The organism is Stutzerimonas urumqiensis, from assembly GCF_003640395.1.
Lineage (GTDB): Bacteria > Pseudomonadota > Gammaproteobacteria > Pseudomonadales > Pseudomonadaceae > Stutzerimonas > Stutzerimonas urumqiensis.
Genome location: NZ_RBZQ01000006.1, coordinates 283,559 through 305,120, shown reverse-complemented (window position 1 = coordinate 305,120; position 21,562 = coordinate 283,559). Strand labels below are relative to the sequence as shown.

16 protein-coding genes and 1 pseudogene are annotated in these 21,562 nt (G+C 65.2%); 7 read left to right on the top strand and 10 right to left on the bottom strand.

Features of this window, described 5'->3' with window-relative positions; all coding sequences use genetic code 11:
* The 7 genes from D7325_RS13995 to D7325_RS13965 form a co-directional block, all read right to left on the bottom strand.
* A partial coding sequence (locus tag D7325_RS13995; protein WP_425452311.1) for a sodium:solute symporter family transporter occupies positions 1-545 on the bottom strand: 545 nt, incomplete at its 3' end.
* 205 nt (positions 546-750) lie between these two features.
* Positions 751-3,912, bottom strand: coding sequence for a bifunctional proline dehydrogenase/L-glutamate gamma-semialdehyde dehydrogenase PutA (gene putA, locus D7325_RS13990; protein WP_120996603.1), 3,162 nt, complete (start codon positions 3,910-3,912; stop codon positions 751-753).
* 276 nt (positions 3,913-4,188) lie between these two features.
* Positions 4,189-4,608, bottom strand: a complete 420-nt coding sequence (locus tag D7325_RS13985; protein WP_120996601.1) for a group I truncated hemoglobin — start codon at positions 4,606-4,608, stop codon at positions 4,189-4,191.
* On the bottom strand, positions 4,608-5,459 hold the full coding sequence (locus D7325_RS13980; protein ID WP_120996599.1) for a DUF3034 family protein: 852 nt from the start codon (positions 5,457-5,459) through the stop codon (positions 4,608-4,610). Before D7325_RS13980 ends, D7325_RS13985 begins: the two co-directional genes overlap by 1 nt.
* An 8-nt stretch (positions 5,460-5,467) precedes the next feature.
* Positions 5,468-7,813 (bottom strand): putative bifunctional diguanylate cyclase/phosphodiesterase, encoded by a 2,346-nt coding sequence (locus tag D7325_RS13975; RefSeq protein WP_245962088.1) that lies wholly within the window; start codon positions 7,811-7,813, stop codon positions 5,468-5,470.
* The gene (locus tag D7325_RS13970; RefSeq protein WP_245962084.1) at positions 7,800-8,480 is read right to left on the bottom strand and encodes a methylamine utilization protein; all 681 of its coding nucleotides are present in this window, start codon (positions 8,478-8,480) and stop codon (positions 7,800-7,802) included. Before D7325_RS13970 ends, D7325_RS13975 begins: the two co-directional genes overlap by 14 nt.
* 165 nt (positions 8,481-8,645) lie before the next feature.
* A complete protein-coding gene (locus tag D7325_RS13965; protein ID WP_120996595.1) occupies positions 8,646-9,398 on the bottom strand; it encodes an AraC family transcriptional regulator in 753 nt (250 codons plus the stop codon).
* Positions 9,399-9,551: 153 nt separating this feature from the next.
* Between D7325_RS13965 and lon the strand changes: the two genes are divergently transcribed.
* From lon to D7325_RS13950, 3 genes are all read left to right on the top strand, one after another.
* Positions 9,552-11,963, top strand: coding sequence for an endopeptidase La (gene lon, locus D7325_RS13960; protein WP_120996593.1), 2,412 nt, complete (start codon positions 9,552-9,554; stop codon positions 11,961-11,963).
* A 223-nt stretch (positions 11,964-12,186) separates the two neighbouring features.
* Positions 12,187-13,347 carry an iron-containing alcohol dehydrogenase gene (locus D7325_RS13955; protein WP_120996591.1) on the top strand — a complete coding sequence of 387 codons (1,161 nt, stop codon included), beginning with the start codon at positions 12,187-12,189 and terminating at the stop codon, positions 13,345-13,347.
* 58 nt (positions 13,348-13,405) lie between these two features.
* Positions 13,406-14,902 carry a CoA-acylating methylmalonate-semialdehyde dehydrogenase gene (locus D7325_RS13950; RefSeq protein WP_120996589.1) on the top strand — a complete coding sequence of 499 codons (1,497 nt, stop codon included), beginning with the start codon at positions 13,406-13,408 and terminating at the stop codon, positions 14,900-14,902.
* A gap of 372 nt (positions 14,903-15,274) precedes the next feature.
* On the opposite strand, the gene D7325_RS13945 is transcribed toward D7325_RS13950, so the two are convergent.
* The gene (locus D7325_RS13945; protein WP_162988055.1) at positions 15,275-16,603 is read right to left on the bottom strand and encodes a lipopolysaccharide biosynthesis protein; all 1,329 of its coding nucleotides are present in this window, start codon (positions 16,601-16,603) and stop codon (positions 15,275-15,277) included.
* A gap of 548 nt (positions 16,604-17,151) precedes the next feature.
* Here D7325_RS13945 and D7325_RS13940 point away from each other — a divergent pair.
* Positions 17,152-17,450: pseudogene (locus D7325_RS13940) on the top strand (metallophosphoesterase family protein); the annotation flags it as partial.
* Between the two features lie 44 nt (positions 17,451-17,494).
* Here D7325_RS13940 and D7325_RS13935 read toward each other — a convergent pair.
* Positions 17,495-18,403: a LysR family transcriptional regulator gene (locus tag D7325_RS13935; protein ID WP_120996584.1), complete on the bottom strand. Its 909-nt coding sequence runs from the start codon at positions 18,401-18,403 to the stop codon at positions 17,495-17,497.
* Positions 18,404-18,503: 100 nt separating this feature from the next.
* On the opposite strand from D7325_RS13935, the gene wrbA reads away from it, so the two are divergent.
* The 3 genes from wrbA (at position 18,504) to pdeM (ending at position 21,203) form a co-directional block, all read left to right on the top strand.
* The gene (gene wrbA, locus D7325_RS13930; protein WP_120996581.1) at positions 18,504-19,130 is read left to right on the top strand and encodes an NAD(P)H:quinone oxidoreductase; all 627 of its coding nucleotides are present in this window, start codon (positions 18,504-18,506) and stop codon (positions 19,128-19,130) included.
* A complete protein-coding gene (locus D7325_RS13925) occupies positions 19,127-20,344 on the top strand; it encodes an MFS transporter (RefSeq protein ID WP_120996579.1) in 1,218 nt (405 codons plus the stop codon). The genes wrbA and D7325_RS13925 overlap by 4 nt, the downstream gene beginning before the upstream one ends.
* Positions 20,345-20,522: 178 nt before the next feature.
* The gene (gene pdeM / locus D7325_RS13920; protein WP_120996644.1) at positions 20,523-21,203 is read left to right on the top strand and encodes a ligase-associated DNA damage response endonuclease PdeM; all 681 of its coding nucleotides are present in this window, start codon (positions 20,523-20,525) and stop codon (positions 21,201-21,203) included.
* On the opposite strand, the gene D7325_RS13915 is transcribed toward pdeM, so the two are convergent.
* Positions 21,190-21,417: a hypothetical protein gene (locus tag D7325_RS13915; RefSeq protein WP_120996577.1), complete on the bottom strand. Its 228-nt coding sequence runs from the start codon at positions 21,415-21,417 to the stop codon at positions 21,190-21,192. The two genes, pdeM and D7325_RS13915, sit on opposite strands and share 14 nt — an antisense overlap.
* Between the last annotated feature and the right edge of the window lie 145 nt (positions 21,418-21,562).

The window sequence follows — 21,562 nt, the reverse complement described above, 5'->3', positions numbered from 1 at the left end:
ACCGCGAGGAAGCCGCCGACGAATACGTAGAGGATGGTCGCCGCCGCGCCGATCCACAGCGCCAGGTCGTAGGGCACGCCGAAGGTGCTCTCGAACAGCCGCGCACCAGCCACCACGCCCGACGCGCAATAGATGGTGAAGAACACCAGGATCACCAGCGCCGAGAAGATGCGCAGCAGGCGGCTGTCATCCTCGAAGCGGTGCGAGAAGTAGTCCGGCAGGGTCAGCGCGTTGTGGTTGTGCTCGGTGTGCACGCGCAGGCGCCCGGCGACGAACAGCCAGTTCAGCCAGGCACCGACGATCAGGCCGATGGCGATCCAGCTCTCCGACAGCCCGGCGACGAAGATCGCGCCCGGCAGGCCCATCAGCAGCCAGCCGCTCATGTCCGAGGCACCGGCCGACAGCGCGGTGACCAGGCTGCCGAGGCTGCGCCCGCCGAGGATGTAGTCGTCGAAGTTCTTGGTGGCGCGGTAAGCGATGAAACCGATCAGCAGCATCGCCCCGATGTACAGGACGAAGGTGATGGCAGTGGGTGAGAAGTTCATGGTGTGGCCTCGTTAGTTGTTGTTGGGCAGGTCGAGGAATAACCCGATCCCACAGAGGCGGCAGCCAATCGCTTGGCTACCGGCACGCAAAGCGTGTCACCTCAATGGGCCGGAAAAGACTGGATGGCGAACAGCCGCTGCCACCCGTCGATATTGCTTTAACGCTGACAGGCAGGCTCACCCGCCAGCGTGCGGAGCCAGATCCTCAGTCGTCGGCCAGTGCCAGCAGCGAGGCGTTGCCACCGACCGCCGTGGTGTTGGTCGAGGTGGTGCGCTCGTTGGTGAAGCGCAGCAGATAGCTCGGGCCACCGGCCTTCGGACCGGTACCGGACAGACCGCAGCCGCCGAACGGCTGCACCCCGACCACGGCGCCGACCTGGTTGCGGTTCACATACAGGTTGCCGACACGCGACAGCGCTTCGATCCGCTTGGCCGTTTCTTCGTTGCGGCTGTGCACGCCGAGGGTCAGGCCGAAGCCGGTGCCGTTGATCGCGGCGACCACCTTCTCCAGATCCGCCGCGTCGTAGCGCACGACATGCAGCACCGGGCCGAAGTGCTCCTTCTTCAGCTCGTGGATGCCGCCGATCTCGAACGCGACCGGTGCCACGAAGTGGCCGTTCACCCCTTCCGGCAGCCGCGCCTCGGCGATCAGGCGGCCTTCGGCCTTGAGCTTGTCGATATGGGCGACCAGGCTTTCACGCGCCTCGTTGTCGATCACCGGACCGATGTCGTTCTCGCGCAGGTAGGTCGGGCCGACCTTCAGCTCGGCCATCGCCCCCTTGATCAGCTCGATCACGCGGTCGGCGATGTCGCGCTGCACATAGAGCACGCGCAGCGCCGAGCACCGCTGGCCGGCACTGGTGAAGGCCGAGCCGAGGGCATCCTTGACCACCTGCTCGGGCAGTGCGGTGGAGTCGACGATCATGGCGTTCTGGCCGCCGGTCTCGGCGATCAGAGTGGCGATGGCGCCCTCCTTCTCGGCCAACTGGCGATTGATGATGCGGGCGGTGTCGGTGGAACCGGTGAAGCACACGCCGACCACGCGCGGGTCGCGGCAGAACACGCCGCCCAGGGTCGCGCCGTCGCCCGGCAGGAAGGCGATTGCATCCTTCGGCACGCCGGCTTCGAACATCAGCTCCAGCGCGCGCGCGGCGATCAGGCTGGTCTGCTCGGCCGGCTTGGCCAGCACCGTGTTGCCGGCCACCAGCGCCGCGGTGATCTGGCCGAGGTAGATGGCCAGCGGGAAGTTCCACGGGCTGACGCAGACGAACACGCCACGGCCTTCATGGAACAGTTCGTTGCGCTCGCCGGTCGGGCCTTTCAGCTCCTCGCGGCCCAGCTTCAGGCGCGCCTGCTGGGCGTAGTAGCGGCAGAAATCGACCGCCTCGCGCACTTCGTCGATGCCATCCTGCAAGGTCTTGCCGGCTTCCAGCGTGCAGAGCGCCATCAGCTCGGCGCGGTTGGCTTCCAGCAGATCGCCCAGGCGCTCGAGCATCGCGGCGCGGGCATCGACCGGCGTGGCGTTCCAGCGCGGCCAGGCCGCGGTCAGGCCGTCGATCGCCTTCTTCGCCTGCTCGGCACTGGCGAAGCGCGCCGTGCCGACCACCTTGTTCAGGTCGTAGGGGCAGGTGATGCTCTCGGCCGGGCCGTCCAGGCGCTCGCCATTGATGACCGGTGCGGCCTGCCACTGGTTGTCGAGGAACGGCGTGAAGGCGCCGGACAGTTCGTCCCACTGTTGCTGGATGTTCATGTTGATCCCTTTGGAGTTCTTGCGATCGCCGTAGAGCGCCGTCGGTAGCGGTATGCGGTCGTTGCCCAGCGTCCTGAACTGGCGCAGCTGGGTCACCGGATGGTCGATGAGCGACTCGACCGGCACGCGCGGATCGACCAGCTGGTGCACGAACGACGAGTTCGCGCCGTTTTCCAGCAGCCGGCGGACGAGGTACGGCAGCAGGTCCTTGTGAGCCCCCACCGGCGCATAGATGCGCACGTTCTTGCCGAAGCGTTCGATCACCGTGTCGTACAGCGCCTCGCCCATGCCATGCAGGCGCTGGAATTCGAAGTCGCGGTCGCCGCACATCCCCAGGATGCTGCTGACGGTATGCGCGTTATGGGTGGCGAACTGCGGGTAGATCACGCCGCGCGTGTGCTCCGACAACAGGTAGCGGGCACAGGCCAGGTACGAGGTGTCGGTACCTTCCTTGCGGGTGTAGACCGGGTAGCCGTCCAGGCCCTGGATCTGGCACTGCTTGATCTCGCTGTCCCAGTAGGCGCCCTTGACGAGGCGTAGCGGGATGCGCGCGCCCAGCTCGCGGCCGAGCAATGTCAGCCACACCAGCACCGGCAGGCAGCGCTTGGAGTAGGCCTGCACCACCAGCCCGAATTCGCCCCAGCCGGCGATGGCCGGGTCACGCATGAGTTTTTCGAACAGCTGCAGCGACAGTTCGAGGCGGTCGGCTTCCTCGGCGTCGATGGTGATGCCGACATCCAGCCGGCGCGCCATCACCGCCAGCTCGCGCACGCTGGCGAACAGTTCGGTCAGCACACGCTCGCGCTGGGCGACTTCATAGCGCGGATGCAGCGCCGAGAGCTTGATCGAGATGGACGGACGCGGCCCGCGACCGACCTGCGGCTCGGCGCCGACGGTTTCGATCGCCTGACGGTAATCGGCGAGGTATTTCTCCGCATCCTCGGCGGTCAGCGCGGCTTCGCCGAGCATGTCGAACGAGTAGGTATAGCCCTTCTCGCGCTGCGGACGACCGTTCTTCAGGGCTTCGGAAATGGTGCGACCGAGCACGAACTGCTTGCCCATCAGCTTCATGGCCTGGTTCATCGCCGCGCGAATCACCGGCTCGCCGGAGCGCTGGATCAGGCGCCCGAGCACGTTCTTCGGGCGGCCGTCGGCGGTATCGGAGTCGACCACCTTGCCGGTCATCACCAGGCCCCAGGCGGCGAAGTTCACCAGCACGTTGTCGCTCTGGCCGAGGTGGCGCTCCCACTCGGCGGCGTTGAGCTTGTCGCGGATCAGCGCATCGGCGGTGGCCGAGTCCGGCACCCGCAGCAGGGCCTCGGCCAGGCACATGAGCATCAGCCCCTCCTGGGTGTCGAGGCTGTACTGGCGCAGCAGCGCGTCGAGCGTATCGACGGCGTTGTCCCGCAGGCGGACCGACTCGATCAGCGAGCGCGCCTGGTTGCGAATCGCGGCGATGCCCGATTCGCCGGGATCGGCCAGCTGGAGCAGCTCGGTGAGATAGGCCGCCTCGTCGACGGTGTAGTTGGCGCTGATGGCCGGGAAGAAACCATCGGCCTTCTGCGCAGCGAGCTGGGCGAAGAAGCCGTCCTGCAAAACGTGACTGGCTTTGAACATCACGCCCTCCTCCGAGGTTGGGTACTGGTTCGTTGTAGGTGTAGTCGAGCACGCCTCGGACAGCCACACAGGGGCTGTTCCGGGATGGGCGAAACGCGGTTGGGCGACTGTACGGTCAGCTCTGGAGGACTTTCTTGCAGAAAACTACGGAGTTTTTTCGCGAGACTCCGGCCGATTGAACCGGCCATACCCCGCGCAGGTCGTGCTGCGTTGGCAGGCGACGCGGCGCGCGGAAACGCAACGTTGCGGTGCGGTGAACGCCACGGGATGGCGGCGTCAGCGGTCGATGACCTGCCCGCGCATGGGGGCCAGACGCGCGAGCAACCGGTTCTGTGCCGTCACCGGGACACCTTCGCGCTCCATCGCCAGCTGCAGGTCTTCGACTAGCGCGTTGAAGTCGCTCGGCGTCAGGGCCAGGCCCTTGTGGCTCTCTTCCATGCTGTCCCCGGTGTAGCGGCATGGCCCGCCCGCCTCGACGCAGAACTGCTCCACCAGCTTGTCGCGCAGCCGCTCGATGTCGATCTCGCGGAAATGCGCAACGATCCGCGGGTCGTCGGCGATGTTGAGCAGCATGCCTTCGACGATGCGGGTGATGCCCGGCTGGCCGCCAAGCGACTGGTAGAGGCTGTCGTCACGAGGCGGCTGCTGGGCGCAGGCGGCGAGCATCAGGCAGGACACGAGCACCAGACGACGCATCAGAAGCTCCCCTGGATGGACAGGTAGGCACCGTCCTGATTGTCCAGCGTGGCGATCTCGCCGAGCCGGGCGTAGGCCAGCACCACGGCCAGCCGCTTGCTGGGGAAGTAGCCGATGAACAGGTCGGCCCAGTCGCTTTCCCCGGCGAAGCCGAGGTTGTCGGGCTTCTCCCGGTACTCGACGCCCACCGCCCAATGCCGGTCGAGCAGCACGGCGACCGAGCCCTCCTTGAGCAGCGAGCGGCTGTCGCGCCGATCGCCGCCGAACCCGAGCAGGCCCAGTTCGTTGGCGCGGCTGTAACGCAGCCCGCCGTTGATCAGCAGGTTGTAGCCGAACGCGCCGCCGAGAAACAGCCGGCTGGCCGTGAGGTAGGCCTCGGTGTCCCGGTCACGCTGCGCGCCGACGAGCGAGGGAATCAGGAAGTCCTTTTGCCGCTTGTGCTGGACGCCGAGCGACACCTGCGGCAGCCGGTCGTAGATCAGGTCGCCGAACAGCCGCACCTTCAGGCCGAAGACATCCTGGCTGAGGCTGTTCTCGGGCAACCGCAAGCCGCGCGCCAGGTTGCCCAGGTCGAATCGCTGGCGCGCGTAGGACAGCTCGATCCGATTGCCGTAGGCCACCGCGAGACCGGCCACGTCGAGCCGGTAATCGCCGGTCTCGACGCGCGTGCCGAACGCATGGGCGCCCCACTCGCCCCGCTCGCCATAGCCCGCCAGTACCGCCCAGGGCGTGATGCCGCCACCGGCCGCGCCTTCGAGGCTGGTCGCACCGCCAGTCGCGAGCAGACGACCGTCGCCGGCCTGCGCCCACGCGGTCGCGCCAAGCAGCACACCGGCCAGAAGGGCTTTCATCGTTGCGTTCACTCCACGCTGACCGGCAAGCGCTGGCGCTCGGCCAGCCAGTGTTCGAAGGCCGCCGCGGGCAGCGGCCGGCTGATCAGGTAACCCTGGGCGACATCGCACCCCCAGCGCTCGAGCAGATCGAGGCTATGCCCGTGCTCGATGCCCTCGGCGACGATCTTCAGGCCCAGCGCGTGGCTCATGTCGATGGTCGAGCGGACGATCACCGCGTCATCGCTCGCCTCGTCCAGCTCGCGGATGAACGATTGGTCGATCTTGAGCTCCTGCACCGGCATGCGCTTGAGCTGCGCCAGCGACGAGTAACCGGTGCCGAAATCGTCCACCGAGAGATGAATGCCCAGCGCCCGCAAACCATTGAGCACCGCCAGCGCGCGCCCCTGATCCTGCATCACCGCACTCTCGGTGATCTCGAAGACCAGCTGCTCGGCGGGCACGCGGTAGCGCCCGAGCAGATCGCGGACGCGATCGGGCAGATCGATGGACATCAGATCCTCGGCGGAAATGTTCAGCGACACCTGCACGCTCACCCCGCGCTCGCCCCATTGAGCAAGCTGGCGCAGCACCGCCTCGATGACCCAGGCCGTCAGGTGCTGGATGCTGCCGGTGCGCTCGGCCAGCGGGATGAATTCGCCGGGCGAGACCATGCCGAACGCCGGGTGCTGCCAGCGCAGCAATGCTTCGGCCTGCTGCACCTGACCGCTGCGGATATCGAGCTTGGGCTGGAAGTGCAGCAGCAGTTCGCCCCGCTCGCCGGCGTGGCGCAGGTCGCGCACCAGCGTGATCTGGCGGTCGTAGGCGTGATCGCGCCCCTGCTGATAGAGCTGTAGCCGACCCGGCTGGGCGGCCGCATCGCGCATGGCGATGGCCGCACGGCGCAGCACGTCGTCGGCGGTCACGCCATCGATCGGGTAAAGCGCGATGCCGCAGCGCGTTTCGATACGGAATTCATGCCCCTCGATCACCAACGGCTCGCCGAGCGCCTGCAACAGCCTGTCGGCCAGACCGACCGAGGCATCGGCGCCGAGCGCGTCGACCTGCACCAGAAACTCGTCGACCACGGGCCGAGCCAGGCTCGCGCCGGCCGGCAGCGCCGACTTCACCCGATGGACAAAGGTCTGGATCGCCGTTTCGACACAGGACGCGCCACAGGCATCGTAGACCGCCTTGAAGCCGTCGGCGCCCAGATGCAGCAAGGCCAGCGGGCGTTCGGTGCGAATGGCGTTCTCCAGCCGCTCGATGGCCAGCGCGCGGTTCGGCAGGCCGGTCAATGGATCGTGCAGCGCGTTGTGCGCCAGGCGCCGCTCGCGCTCGGCAATCGCCGCCTGCATGTGGTTGAGCGCACCGGCAAGGCTGCCCAACTCGTCGTTGCGATGCAGCTCGACGGGCGTCCGGTAGTCGCCCTGACCCACGCGTTCGGCGACACGGGCCAGTTGCCGAACCGGCTTGGAGATGCTGCGCGCCAGCAGCTGCGCGCCGAGCAGCGACACCAGCAGCGCCGTCAGCGCGATCAGCAGCATGCGCGAATCCAGCTCGTGGAAGCTGGCCAGGGCCTCGTCCAGCGAGCTGTGCACGAAGGCGATCATGCGGTAATCCGGCTCCGAGGCGAGCACCAGCTCGTCGGTGAGATAGCTCCGGCCGTCCAGCTCGAGCTCTTCCATGCCATCGGGCAAATCGCCCGCCTGCCAGGCCGGCAGCAGGACGCGGACCTCGTCCGGCGCCAGGGTGGACTCGACATGGCTCTCGCCTGTTCGACCGATCGCGGCGAAGGAGACCTCGAGGTTGACCAGCGACCGCAGGTCCGCCGCCATGTCCTGGCCCATGTGAAAGCCCATCACCACGCGCGCGATGGGCAGAGGCGCGCGTATCTCCGCCTCGACCAGCAGATAGGGCTCGTGACCGAGCACAACCACGCCCGCGCCACGCCCCAGAGTGGAGTCGATCGCCAGCGCCGCGGTATGCGGGAAATAGGCACCCGCCGGCATGCCCGGCACGTTGGACGCGAGGATTCGCTCCTGATCGTCCATCAGCAGCGCGATCTGCGCACCGATACGGGTCGCCTGGTTGAGCATGACCGAGTGCATGGTCGGCAGGTCGCCGCTGGCCACGGCCTCGCGGAATCCGAAGTCGGCGGCCAGCACCACCACGCCGTCACGCAGCTGCGCGGCGCGGGTGTCGAGCAACTGCTCGAACACGCGCAGGCCGACCGCCAGCCGATCGCTGGCGCCTTGGCGGATGGCCGATTCGGTCACCAGTCGCACGGACACGTACAGCGCCAGGATCACCGAGAGCAGCAGCAGCGCGACCAGGCCGGTCAGGCGCGCATGAACGCTGTTACGGCTGAGCAGCACGGCTCTTGCTCTGGAAGGCATCGGCGAACGGACTGGACGCCGGCGCAGCCGGCGGCGTGGCGGGTGGCGAGGCCAGGTCGAGGGTGAATCGGCGCTTGAGCGCCGCGTCCGTCATCGCCAGCTCGCCTGCCGGCTGCGGCTGGCCCGCCGGTGACTGCGGGTGCCAGAGCGTCACGCGATAGCGCCCCGGCGGCAGGTCGTCGAAGCGCACCCGCCCCTGGGCATCGCTGACGGCATGCCAGGGGTCGTCGGTGACGTAGACGTACCCGAGCATCCAGTCATGGATGTTGCAGCCGAGCACGACCACGCCCGGCTGGTCGAACACCACCGGCTCGGAGGGCGTGCCCTGGTAGAGGCGCAACTCGAATCGCTTGGGTTCGGAGAAGGAATAGACCTGGTGGCGAATGTCGTCACGGTTGGGAAAGCTCACCGCGGTGCCGCGGCGCACCGACAGCACATAGGGGACGAACTGCTTGTCGATCTGGTCGAGCACGGCAGGCGCCGGCGTACCGGCCGGCGTTTCGGCGTGCAGGCTGAGCACGGCATGCGCGAGCGGCGCGCCCTGGGCATCGACCAGCGTGGCACTGAACGGTCCCGCCTCGACGGGTGCCGCCAACAGGCACACGCCAAGCGCAACGAGCCGCCGGATGAAGGTTCTGGACATCGGGACTACCTGGCAGGGGCGCGCACGGCACCGCCTGTCCGCTCCAATGGAATGTCGTTGACTGAACTCTAGTGGCTATCGGCCATCGGTCAAATCGCAACGGCGCGAAAGCGCTTTCCGGGCTATCGGCCGCGGCGCGCGCGGCATGAGGTTGCCGTTCGTCGGTCAGACGCCTTCGCGCAGCCGACGCGGCGTCAGCCCCAGGTAGCGACGCATGGCCGTGGTCAGGGCGCTCTGGCTGGAAAAACCGCACTCCTCGGCGATGCGCACCAGCGGCAGGCGGCTTTCGCGCAACAGGCGCGTGGCATGGTCGAGGCGCGCCTTGAGCAGGTACTGGTGCGGGGTGAGGCCGACGCTGTCCTTGAACTGGGCGTGGAAGTGACTCGGGCTGAGGCAGGCGACCTGCGCCAGCTCGGCGACGGTGATGCGCCGCGCCAGGTTGTGCAGGATGTGCGAATCGAGCGTGTCCAGATCCAGCGGCCCGCCGCTGCCGATCCTGCGCTCACCGAACAGCCGCAGGTGCAGCGCATGCAGCAACACGCCGCCCAGCGTGCGGGCGAGCTGCGGGTCGCTGCCGTAGCGTGCGAGCTCGGCGCCGGCGTAGTTGAGCAGATTGAGAAAGTCGGCATCCAGCGCCGGGTAGCGCGGGCTGTCGAACAGGCGCAGCAACAGGTCGCGGTCCCCGTCACGCATGTCGTCCTCGTCGAGATCGAGGATCAGCATGCGGTTTTCGCCCATGCCGGCGAACTGATGGTCGGCATCGCCAGGCACCAGGCAGGCCCGCATCCGACAGACCTCGCCGCCCGCCCCGTTGACCTCGAATTCGGCACGACCCGCCAGCGACAGGACCAGCTGGTGGTAGTCGTGGGCGTGTTCGTGGGCCTGGTTGTCGAGGCAAAGCAGACGCGCTTGCAGCATGGCGGGGACCTCGGGGAATCGGCGCACTTTACTCCAGCGCCCGTCCCTTGCCCATCGGGCCAGGCCCGGGCGAATCGATGCCATCGGCGAAATTCTTGAAATCTTCGGGGCAACGACCCATCTAACCGAGCACGTATTCGAGACAGGTGCCCCATGAGCGATCAGGAAAACGCGACTGCCGAACCCGAACTCATCGAAGATGACGCCCCCTCGACGGGCACGCTGGTCCTGCCCGAGCAGACGCTCCCGGACAAGCTGTACATCATCCCGATACACAACCGGCCGTTCTTCCCGGCGCAGGTCCTGCCGGTCATCGTCAACGAAGACCCCTGGGCCGAGACGCTGCAGCGAGTCGCCAAGACGCCGCACCAGCAAGTCGCCCTCTTCTATGTGGAGACGCCCCCGCAGGACGCCGCCTCCTTCGACCCGGACAGCCTGCCCGAGCACGGCACCCTGGCGCGGGTGCACCACGCCAGCCAGGAAGGCGGCAAGCTGCAATTCGTCGCCCAGGGCCTGGCGCGCGTGCGCATCCGCGGCTGGCTGCGCCGCAAGCCGCCGTATCTGGTGGAGGTCGAGTACCCCAAGAGCGAGCAGGACCCGCGCGACGAGGTGAAGGCCTACGGCATGGCGCTGATCAACGCGATCAAGGAGCTGCTGCCGCTCAACCCGCTGTACAGCGAGGAACTGAAGAACTACCTCAACCGCTTCAGCCCGAACGACCCCTCGCCGCTGACCGATTTCGCCGCGGCACTGACCACCGCGCCCGGCCGGGAGCTGCAAGAGGTGCTCGACACGGTGCCGATCCTCAAGCGCATGGAGAAGGTGCTGCCGCTGCTGCGCAAGGAGGTCGAGGTCGCCAAGTTGCAGAAGGAGCTGTCCGCCGAGGTCAACCGCAAGATCGGCGAGCGCCAGCGCGAGTTCTTCCTCAAGGAGCAGTTGAAGATCATCCAGCAGGAGCTGGGCATCACCAAGGACGACCGTCACGCCGATGCCGACGAGTTCCGCGCCCGCCTGGAAGGCAAGAACGTGCCGCCGGCCGCGCAGAAGCGCATCGACGACGAGCTGGCCAAGCTGCTGATCCTCGAGACCGGCTCGCCTGAATACGCGGTGACCCGCAACTACCTGGACTGGGCCACGGCGCTGCCCTGGGGCGTCTACGTCCAGGACAAGCTCGACCTCGCCCACGCCCGCAAGGTGCTCGAGTCCCACCACGCCGGGCTCGAAGACATCAAGGACCGCATCATCGAATTCCTCGCCGTCGGCACCTACAAGGGCTCCATCGACGGCTCCATCGTCCTGCTGGTCGGCCCGCCGGGCGTCGGCAAGACCAGCGTCGGCAAATCGATCGCCGAATCGCTCGGCCGGCCGTTCTACCGGTTCAGCGTCGGCGGCATGCGTGACGAGGCTGAGATCAAGGGCCATCGCCGCACCTACATCGGCGCCCAGCCGGGCAAGCTGGTGCAGGCGATGCGCGAAGTCGAAGTGATGAACCCGGTGATCATGCTCGACGAGATCGACAAGCTCGGCTCCAGCTACCAGGGCGACCCGGCGTCGGCGCTGCTGGAAACGCTCGACCCGGAACAGAACGTCAACTTCCTCGACCATTACCTGGACATGCGCCTGGACCTGTCCAAGGTGCTGTTCATCTGTACCGCCAACACGCTCTATTCGATCCCCGGCCCGCTGCTCGACCGCATGGAGATCATCCGGCTGTCCGGCTACATCACCGAGGAAAAGCTCGCCATTGCCAAGCGCCACCTGTGGCCGCGGCAGCTCGAGAAAGCCGGCGTGCCGAAGAACAAGCTCAGCATCACCGATGCCACCCTCAAGGCGCTGATCGAGGGCTATGCCCGCGAAGCCGGCGTGCGCCAGCTGGACAAGCAGCTCGGCAAGCTGGTGCGCAAGTCGGTCGTCAAGATACTTGAAAACCCGGACGACAAGGGCAAGCTGAAGATCGGCCCGAAAGACCTGGAAGACGCGCTGGGCATCCCCTTCTGGCGGCCCGAGCAGACGCTGCACGGTGTCGGCGTGATCACCGGTCTGGCCTGGACGAGCATGGGCGGCGCGACCCTGCCGATCGAGGCCACGCGCATCCATACGCTCAACCGCGGCTTCAAGCTCACCGGCAAGCTCGGCGAGGTGATGCGCGAATCGGCCGACATCGCCTACAGCTACGTAAGCTCCAACCTCAAGCAGTACAAGGGCGACCCGAAGTTCTTCGACCAGGCCTTCGTCCACCTGCACGTGCCGGAAGGCGCGACGCCCAAGGACGGCCCCAGCGCCGGCATCACCATGGCCACCGCGCTGCTGTCGCTGGCACGCAACCAGGCGCCGAAGAAAGGCGTCACCATGACCGGCGAACTCACCCTTACCGGCCAGGTGATGGCCATCGGCGGCGTGCGCGAAAAGGTCATCGCCGCGCGTCGGCAGAAGCTGTACGAAATCATCCTGCCGGAAGCCAACCGGGGCGATTTCGAAGAACTGCCCGACTACCTCAAGGAGGGCCTGACCGTGCACTTCGCCAAGCGCTTCAGCGACGTGTTCAAGGTGGTCTTCCCGAGCTGACCCTTCGTTGCTCGATCCAAGACCCCGGCCACTCGCTGGGGTTTTTTATTGGCCGAATGCCGACCCGACGAAGGTCGGCTTGCGCCTAATGCCTCAAAACGATACAAATCGTCTCGCTATAAAAACAAGAAGCAGGGACCGGCAGGTGCGCCGTCGCCGTCCATACTTCTCCTTCACCAGCGGTCCCGCTACCCGCGGACCGCCTGCCAGACAGGAGACGCGCATGTCCAACCAGGTGGTTCTTCCCCGCATTCTCGAAGTCGGCGCTGGCGCGAGCCAGAAGCTGCCCGCCATCCTCGCCGCGCTCGGCTGCCAGCGACCCTTGATCGTCACCGACACCATGATGGTCAAGCTCGGCTACGCCGGCCGTCTCCAGGACGGGCTGGCTGGCGCCGGGATCAGCAGCGATCTGTTCGATGACACCATGCCCGAGCCCACCGCCGCCTCCATCCAGGCGGGTGTCGACAAGGTGCGCGACGGCGACTACGACGCCATCGTCGCGCTCGGCGGCGGCAGCCCGATCGACAGCGCCAAGGCCATCGCCATCCTCGGCAAGCACGGCGGCAAGGTGCGGGATTACAAATTCCCACGCGTGGTCAACGAAGCCGGGCTGCCGATCATCGCCATCCCGACCACCGCCGGCACCGGCTCCGAGGTCACCCGTTTCACCATCATCACCGACGAAACCAGCGACGAAAAAATGCTCTGCGTGGGCATCGGCTTCATGCCGGTCGCCGCGCTGGTGGATTACGAACTGACCCTGAGCGTGCCGCCGCGCACCACCGCCGACACCGGCATCGATTCGCTGACCCACGCCATCGAGGCCTACGTCAGCCGCAAGGCCAACCCGTACAGCGACAGCCAGGCGATCGCCGCCATGCACCTGCTCGGCCCCAACCTGCGCCGCGCGTATGAGAGCGGCGAGGACCGTCAGGCCCGCGAGGCCATGATGCTCGGCGCGACGCTCGCCGGAGTGGCCTTCTCCAACGCCTCGGTGGCGCTGGTGCATGGCATGAGTCGCCCGATCGGCGCCTTCTTTCACGTCCCGCACGGGCTGTCCAACGCCATGCTGCTGCCGGCCGTCACGGCCTTCTCGATCCCTGCGGCACCGGAGCGCTACGCGACCTGTGCGCGGGCCATCGGCGCGGCCACGCACGAGGACGACACCGACACGGCCAACCGCAAGCTGCTCGCGGCGCTGGAGGCGCTCAACCGCGAATTGAAGGTGCCGACGCTCGCCGAGTTCGGCGCCGACAAGGCGCGCTTCGACCAGCTGCTGCCGACCATGGCCGCACAGGCGCTGGCTTCGGGCTCGCCCGGCAACAACCCGCGTGTGCCCAGCGAAGACGAAATCATCGCGCTGTACCGCAGCATCTGGCCCTGATGCCGACACCCTCCAGCCAACTAGAAGCCGGCCCAAACCGCTCAGACAGAGGTGACCCATGACCGTCGTAGGACATTTGATCAACGGCCAGCGCCGTGAAGACAGCAGCCGCACGCAGGATGTCTTCAACCCCGCCAAGGGCGTGGCCAGCAAGCAGGTCGCGCTGGCCAGCAAGGCCACCGTCGAAGAGGCCATCGCCGCCGCGCAGGCCGCCTTCCCCGCCTGGCGTGACACCCCGCCGATGAAGCGTGCGCGCATCATGTTCCGCTTCAAGGAGCTGCTCGAACAGAACGCCGACCGCATCTGCGCGCTGATCGGCGAAGAGCACGGCAAGATCCTGCACGACGCCGCCGGCGAGCTGCAGCGCGGCATCGAGAACGTCGAGTACGCCTGTGGCGCGCCCGAACTGCTCAAGGGCGAGTACAGCAAGAACGTCGGGCCCGGCATCGACTCCTGGAGCGAATTCCAGCCGCTGGGCGTCGTCGCCGGCATCACCCCGTTCAACTTCCCGGTGATGGTGCCGCTGTGGATGTACCCAATGGCGATCGTCTGCGGCAACTGCTTCATCCTCAAGCCGTCCGAACGCGACCCCAGCTCCACCCTGTTCATCGCCGAACTGCTGCACGAAGCCGGCCTGCCGTCAGGCGTGCTCAACGTGGTCAACGGTGACAAGGAAGCGGTCGATACCCTGCTGACCGACCCGCGCATCCAGGCGGTGAGCTTCGTCGGCTCGACGCCGATCGCCGAGTACATCTACAAGACCGCCACCGCCCACGGCAAACGCTGCCAGGCCCTCGGCGGCGCGAAGAACCACGCCATCGTCATGCCCGACGCGGACCTCGACAACGTCGTCAGCTCGCTGCTCGGCGCCGCCTTCGGCTCGTCCGGCGAGCGCTGCATGGCGCTGTCGGTGGCCGTCGCGGTCGGCGACGAAATCGCCGACGCCCTGATCGCCCGCATGACCGAGGCCATGAGCAAACTCAAGGTTGGCGCCTACGACGACAAATCGAACGACTTCGGCCCGCTGATCACGCGCCAGCACAAGGACAAGGTGGTCGGCTACATCGCCAGCGCCGAAGCCCAGGGCGCGACGGTGGTGGTCGACGGCCGGCAGGCGCGCATCGCCGGTTGCGAAGAAGGCTTCTTCGTCGATGCCACCCTGATCGACCGCGTCACGCCCGAGATGACCAGCTACCAGGAAGAAATCTTCGGGCCGGTGCTGCAAGTGGTGCGCGTGGCGACCATGCAGGACGCGATGGACCTCATCAACGCCCACGAATACGGCAACGGCACCTGCATCTACACCCGCGACGGCGAAGCGGCGCGCTACTTCAGCGACCACATCCAGGTCGGCATGGTCGGCATCAACATCCCGCTGCCGGTACCCGTCGCCTACCACAGCTTCGGCGGCTGGAAGCGCTCACTCTTCGGCGACCTGCACGCCTACGGCCCCGACGGCGTGCGCTTCTACACCCGCCGCAAGACCATCACCCAACGCTGGCCCTCGGCGAACGTTCGCGAAGGCGCGGAATTCTCGATGCCGACGATGAAGTAAGTTCGCCAACGTTAAAGGCCCTGCCTGAGACCGCTCTTTCGGGTCCCAGGCAGGGCCTTTTTCGTTACTGCTTGCCAGCCCACACCACCGCTCCGTAGGAGCGAGCTTGCTCACGAAGGGGTTGAAACCGAAGTGCTTCTTGGAAAGCACACTGATGGGTTGTGCTGCCAAGTTTATGGCTGCTTTCGGCCAAAAGCTGCCACTCGCGAGGGGCTTTGTCGCTTCCGCTGATGGCGATACTCAAAGAGCGATCTACAAAGACCGCTGTAGTAACGGTGGAGAAGACGCGTGTGTAACGGCTGCCGACATTTGCCTAGCCAAGGCGCACAGCCCGGCGTTCATCGCTTGCGCTTTATGTGACGCGTAACGCCACTACGTGCTTGGCGATGATTGCGCAGTACCGGTCGGGATGACGTCGGCCGGTACCGCCACCGGCGCGGTGTCGACCGCCGCTGGCTGGATCTCGACTATTGAGGGCTTCTTCCAGCGGTACTCCGCGATGAGGATGAACAGCATCAGCGTCAGCTCGCAGACCACCACAATTACCGCTGGCGCGATCAACCCGAAGACCGGAATGAACATCCAGTTCAGCGCCACACTCAGCAGCCCGCAGAACACGCGCATTTTGACGAAGTTGGCGTAGCGCTCCTGGGCCACCCAGTACATCTCGAAAACTACGTTTACCAGCCGGAAAATGAAGAAGCCGGCCATTATTCGCAGGATTAGCGAGCCGCCTGCATAGCTTTCTGGATAGAAAAGATGGAACAAGAGCAGCGCAAGTACCTGGTAACCAACGAACATGCCCAGCGACAGGCCGATCGCCAGGAGGACGAACTTCCGCTGACCGATCTCGTTGAAGCCGCGCGAGATGCGAGGCATGTACAACGACCAGAACGCGGTTACGGCTATTTGCCCGATGGCAATGAACGACGTGGCGGCGGCATAAACGGCCAATTGCTCGGCGCCGAGCAGCTTCTCGATGAGGATCCGGTCGGCGCCGAAATAAAGGAAGAAGGCGAAGAAGGAAACAGTAAAGGGTAGCCAGGAACGCCACAGCTTCAGCATCTTGGCAAATGTCGCGAGGACCTGCGTATCGGCCGCAAAGAAATCGGACCGGCGAATGCAGCGCAGGTAAAACCAGCCCAGGTATGAAACCATGGCTACCGCGGCGCCCACGGCGACAGAGAGGAGCAGGTTATCGGTAAGCAGGAACAAGCCGATCTTTACTGCGAAGGGCAGCGATTTGAAGGCCGAGTCCAGGGACGAAAAACGTACCAGTCGGTCCTGGCGCTGGTAATGGAAAAACAGGCAACGCTGCACGACGGCGAACGCCAAGGCTTCGGGCAGAAAGCTGAGCAATAAGTAGTAGGCATCGTGTGTGCCACCGACATTGCCCAGGTAAAACATGGCTGCCATAACCAGAATCAGGTAACCCGCGGTCGCTGGCACAAAAAGGTTTTCGCCGCTGGAAAGCCCCTTGTCGATAGCGCCCTTGCTCAGCAGGTAATCGCGTAAACCGAAGTCGGAAAAACCGATCACCACCGACACCAGCACCATGCTTAACGCCAGCGAGCCGTACTCTTCCAACGTGCAATGCTTGGCCACAAGAACCAGGAAAAAGAAGTTCAACAGCGGCTGCATGACCATGGGCAGGAAAACGAAAACGATCTTGGCGATCTCTTTTTCAGATTTCACTTTCATACACATCCTTTGTGCGCGGTTCATACGTGGTTAACGCCACTGGGTTGGACGGCCCAACCCTTGCCCTGGAGCGGGAGAGATTATTGCCGAGGAAAGCTGCGGCGTCGCTGGAAACAATGAGTCTCAGACGTAAATTTTCTGGCCACGCGAGCGGCAGGTACCGGCAAAAAGAAGGGTCCTGAAAAGGAGCGCGCTGATTGCACAGCCAGACCAGGCGTGTCGTCGCGTGGCTACTCAGCGAAAGGTGACGGAAACGGCACGGCACCGACCGTCAGGTGATGGGCCTATTCTGTTGAGACGGCAGATTTAGCGTCAGCCAGCCTGTCGTATGCCTCTGCTGTCGAATTGGCATGCAAGTCACTTCAGGTTGCCTTTCGGCATCGACTGATGCCTCGGCGCCTAGGTCACTTCGACTTGCGACTGGAGCCGATGACCGATACCAACACTAATCGGAAGCGGCCGCCAAGCCCCCGCCGACACGGCCCCGAAGCGCTGCGCTTCATCGGCCGCGCCGGCAGCCGATGCCGGCCTTCGGTAAGCTGCCGCGCATGAATCTTCACCATGTCATCAGCCTGGCCGGTGCGGAACTTTGGCTCTTGCCGGACAAGGCGATCTACTGGCCACAGGAACGTGCGCTGCTGGTGGCCGATGTGCATATCGGCAAGGCGGCGGCCTACCGACGCCTGGGCCAGCCGGTGCCGCATGGCACGACCGAGCGTAACCTCGCGTGGCTGGATGCGGCGATCATGGCCATCCGACCCGTCGCCTGATCGTGCTCGGCGACTTCCTGCATGCGCTCGAATCCCATACGCCGCAGACGCTAAAAAAGTTGGTCGATTGGCGCGCATCGCCAGTTACGAAGCAGGCTTCTTCGTGACCGGGCCGTGCGCACTAGCCAGGTGACTGTTCGATAAGTGCCCGTCGGAACGACAAAGCCACGGGACCCAGCGGCTCGTCCACACGATGCGCCAGGTAGGCCTCAGATTGCACTTCACTCCGGCGACCGAGATCAGGTATGGCCACGCGCACCAGCCGTCCCGCAGCCAGGTCGTCGTTAATTTGCCACTCTGGAAGTCTCCCCCAACCAAGTCCTGCCCGTATAAGCGCCAGTTTCGCTTCCTGCGTGTTCACCCGACAGGTAAAGGGGGACAGCACGCCGAATGACCGGTCCTCCGAGAGTGGTGTCGGGTCGACCAGCACAACCTGCAAATAGCCGGCGAGATCGGTCAGACCAAGCGATTCGCGAGCTTCCAGCCTGGCGAGCGGATGCTCGGCACTTACCACGGCGATCTGTCGTACCGCGCCGATTGCTTCAAGCGCCACTCGCGGATTCCGAAAATCCTCCCCTACGACGATTGCGAGCGTGCAGCGCTTGTCCGTAAGCGCTGCGATTGGCCCTCCCAGCGCCTGCATATCCAGGCGAAAGCTTGTGGCGGGGAATTCGGCGCTTGCAGTGGTGATGGCGTGTGTAACCGCCTCGATCGGAAACAGGGTATCCACCACTAGGGCCAGCTCCAACTCGACGCCTGCGCCAAGCGCTCGGGCACGTGCGCGCATGGCATCCGCTCGCAGCAGGATGTCACGTGCGTGCGCCAGCAGTGCTTGGCCCTCTGCCGTAAGGACGGGCCGGTAACCGCTGCGATCGAATAGCTGAAGCCCTAGCTCCGCCTCCAGATTGGCAATCGCATGACTGATTGCCGACTGCACACGTAGCAGCCGCGCGGCACCCGACCGAAAGCTACCGCTGTCGGCGACGGTCACGAAGATACGAATCTGATCCAACGTCATCGCGTCGATCATGATCTACCTCGAAGATCAAGTTGATCGAATTTAAGTCGCTCCTCAGAACATCTGCAAAGACCTAGCTTTGCCCCCTGTCACCACCACAGAGGGCTCAGCGATGACAAAAGTACTGGTGCTTTATTACTCGTCCTATGGACATGTCGAGGCACTGGCCAATGCGGTAGCCGAAGGCGCTCGCCAGGCGGGTGCGCATGCGGATGTGAAGCGGGTGCCCGAGCTCGTTCCTGACGATGTTGCGCGAAGGTCTGGTTACAGAATGACCCAGCCTGCGCATATCGCGTCCGTCTCGGAATTGCCCGAGTACGACGCCATCGTCATCGGCACACCAACGCGCTTTGGCAACATGGCGTCGCAGATGAAGAACTTTCTTGATCAATGCGGCGGGCTGTGGGCCGACGATAGGCTGGTCGGCAAAGTCGGCAGCGTCTTCACCTCAACGGGAAGCCAGCACGGTGGCCAAGAGAGCACGATCCTCGCGACCCACACCGTGTTGCTTCATCTCGGCATGGTTGTTGTAGGACTGCCATACAGTTTCAAAGGCCAACTCAGGATGGATGCCATTACCGGTGGCTCGCCCTATGGCGCATCGACGCTTGCCGATGACGGCAAAGGGGGTGATCGCCAGCCCAGCGACAACGAATTGGATGGCGCGCGCTTTCAGGGCCGGCATGTCGCACGGGTTGCGGCCGCGCTCGCCGGCATCGGCACCGAGGCAGTTCGATGAACAGGGTTCCCCTGAAACGACGCCCAGGGCCGGCCAAATGGATCATCCTCGGGAGCGGTATCGTCGCGGCGCTGCATCTAGGCAAGGTCGCCATTGCAGCGCCGATGTTGCAGGCAGACCTGGGCATCGGGCTGGTACAAGCGGGTTGGCTGACCGGCATATTCGCGGTGCTGGGCCTGTTCGGTGGCGCCCCGGCCGGCGCGGTGGCAGTTGCTATCGGCCATCGAAAAACCCTGCTAATGGGGCTTGGATTCACTGCGGCTGCCGGTATTACCGCAGCCGCAGTGCCTTCATTCGACACCCTGCTAGCAACGAGACTCGTCGAAGGGCTTGGGTTCTTACTGATCGTTGTCGCCGGCCCCGCGATCCTGGAGCGCCTGTTCGCCGGTGCGGAACGAGACCGCGCTTTGTCCTTGTGGAGCTGTTTCATGCCATGCGGGATGGCCCTTGCGATGGTTATCGGGCCCGCTTTTCAAACCTGGCAGTGGCTCTGGTGGAGCAGTTCGGCGCTGACGGCGATCATCGCGGCGATCGCCATCTGCTGTATCCCCCAGGACGAGCCGCTCCATACGCAGGGACAGCCATTTCCAGGGATGCGGCAGGCCCTCTCCCGCTCGACCACGTTGCTGGCTATCACGTTCGCCCTGTACAGCCTGATGTTCTTCGCTTTGTTCGCCTTTTTGCCGGTTCTATTAATGGACCGCATGGACGTCACGTACCGAGGTGCCGGGCTACTTAGCGCCTTGGTCAGCGCGGTCAACATCGGCGGAAACCTAGCCGCGGGATACCTGATGGCGCGCGGCGCCGGACGGGGTGCGCTGATTATCCTTGCCAGCGGTCTTATGGGCGCTGCCGGGCTCGGCATATTCACGGGCGTGTTCGGGCCAGTGGCAACGCTCATGCTGTGCTTGCTGTTCTCGGCGGTAGGTGGGTTGATTCCTGCCACATTGCTGGCATCGGCCCCGCTGTCGGTCCGCGAAGCAACATTGGTACCTGTGGCGGTCGGCATTCTTATGCAGGGCAGCAATCTCGGGCAGCTGCTAGGTCCGATCATCGTCGGAGGTTTAACAGCCGCTCATGGATGGGGGGCGGCCGGCCCGGTGGTATTGCTCGCAGCTTTAGCCGCTTGCATTGCCGTGCTTCTTCTCAGCGCTGTTTTTCCATCCAATGGGCAAACGCTTTGGTTGTCAGGGAGGATCAGACGCACGTCATAAAAAGAATGCGCTAAGGGGGTCAGGCCTCGCGCCGAGGCGAGGCGAGGCGAGGCGAGGCGAGATGAATAGTGAGTCTTGAATAACGGCCTCCGGCCCGTGCGGTTTGCGGCTGCCCCTCCCCGCTGCGCTTCATCGGCCGCGCCGGCAGCCGATGCCGGCCTTCGGTAAGCTGCCGCGCATGAATCTTCACCATGTCATCAGCCTGGCCGGTGCGGAGCTTTGGCTCTTGCCGGACAAGGCGATCTACTGGCCGCAGGAACGTGCGCTGCTCGTGGCCGATGTGCATATCGGTAAGGCGGCGGCCTATCGGCGCCTGGGCCAGCCGGTGCCGCATGGCACGACCGAGCGCAACCTCGCGCGGCTGGATGCGGCGATCATGGCCCATCCGACCCGTCGCCTGATCGTGCTCGGCGACTTCCTGCATGCGCCCGAATCCCGCACGCCGCAGACGCTGCAACAGCTGGCCGATTGGCGTGTGCGTCACCCGGCGCTGTCGATCACGCTGATTCGCGGCAACCATGACCGCCGCGCGGGCGATCCGCCGGCCTCGCTCGGTATCGAGGTCGTGCCGGAGCCGCTGTTGCTCGGCCCCTTCGCCCTGCAACACGAGCCGGAGCCCCACCCCACCCACAGCGTGCTCGCCGGGCATGTGCATCCCGCGTTCAGCCTCGCCGGACGCGGCCGGCAGCGGGTGCGCCTGCCCTGCTTCTGCATGGGCGAGCGCATGAGCCTGTTGCCTGCATTCGGCGACTTCACCGGCTCGATGACGATCGAACCGGTGCCGGGTCAGCGCATTTATCTGGTGGGTGATGGGGCGGTCTGGCCGCTGGACGCGTCCGGCCTCACTACGCCTCGCTGATGCCCGTGATGGTGATGCCGTAACGCTCGGCCAATTGCTGGGCGGGCGTCATGTCCTCGTCCTCGCTGACCTCGTGCGCCTCGTCCGCGTAGTCCTGCTCGGCCTTGCGCATCACCAGGCCAACGGCGTCTTCCATTTCCAGCTTGCGCTCGGCCTCGGTCTTGAGCGTGGAGGTGTTGCCATCTTTGCTGTACGCGATGATCCAGGTGGTCATGAAACGCCCCTCTTCGACATGATCACGCGGCGCCAACAGGCGCCGAACACCTTTTGACGAGCGTCGAGGGCGGCAGTTTCCACCGCACGTCGCCATGACCCTTCGTCGATGCGCCGGAACAAGCCCGAAAGGCCCCGGTCGCTAG

What these genes read in the sequence shown, in the direction of transcription:
- lon (WP_120996593.1), top strand. Translation starts at nt 9,552, where the DNA reads ATGAGCGATCAGGAAAACGCGACTGCCGAACCCGAACTCATCGAAGAT.
- D7325_RS13950 (WP_120996589.1), top strand. Translation starts at nt 13,406, where the DNA reads ATGACCGTCGTAGGACATTTGATCAACGGCCAGCGCCGTGAAGACAGC.
- putA (WP_120996603.1), bottom strand. Translation starts at nt 3,912, where the DNA reads ATGTTCAAAGCCAGTCACGTTTTGCAGGACGGCTTCTTCGCCCAGCTC.
- D7325_RS13945 (WP_162988055.1), bottom strand. Translation starts at nt 16,603, where the DNA reads ATGAAAGTGAAATCTGAAAAAGAGATCGCCAAGATCGTTTTCGTTTTC.
- D7325_RS13915 (WP_120996577.1), bottom strand. Translation starts at nt 21,417, where the DNA reads ATGACCACCTGGATCATCGCGTACAGCAAAGATGGCAACACCTCCACG.
- wrbA (WP_120996581.1), top strand. Translation starts at nt 18,504, where the DNA reads ATGACAAAAGTACTGGTGCTTTATTACTCGTCCTATGGACATGTCGAG.
- D7325_RS13955 (WP_120996591.1), top strand. Translation starts at nt 12,187, where the DNA reads ATGTCCAACCAGGTGGTTCTTCCCCGCATTCTCGAAGTCGGCGCTGGC.
- D7325_RS13935 (WP_120996584.1), bottom strand. Translation starts at nt 18,403, where the DNA reads ATGATCGACGCGATGACGTTGGATCAGATTCGTATCTTCGTGACCGTC.
- D7325_RS13980 (WP_120996599.1), bottom strand. Translation starts at nt 5,459, where the DNA reads ATGAAAGCCCTTCTGGCCGGTGTGCTGCTTGGCGCGACCGCGTGGGCG.
- D7325_RS13985 (WP_120996601.1), bottom strand. Translation starts at nt 4,608, where the DNA reads ATGCGTCGTCTGGTGCTCGTGTCCTGCCTGATGCTCGCCGCCTGCGCC.
- D7325_RS13970 (WP_245962084.1), bottom strand. Translation starts at nt 8,480, where the DNA reads ATGTCCAGAACCTTCATCCGGCGGCTCGTTGCGCTTGGCGTGTGCCTG.
- D7325_RS13925 (WP_120996579.1), top strand. Translation starts at nt 19,127, where the DNA reads ATGAACAGGGTTCCCCTGAAACGACGCCCAGGGCCGGCCAAATGGATC.
- D7325_RS13965 (WP_120996595.1), bottom strand. Translation starts at nt 9,398, where the DNA reads ATGCTGCAAGCGCGTCTGCTTTGCCTCGACAACCAGGCCCACGAACAC.
- pdeM (WP_120996644.1), top strand. Translation starts at nt 20,523, where the DNA reads ATGAATCTTCACCATGTCATCAGCCTGGCCGGTGCGGAGCTTTGGCTC.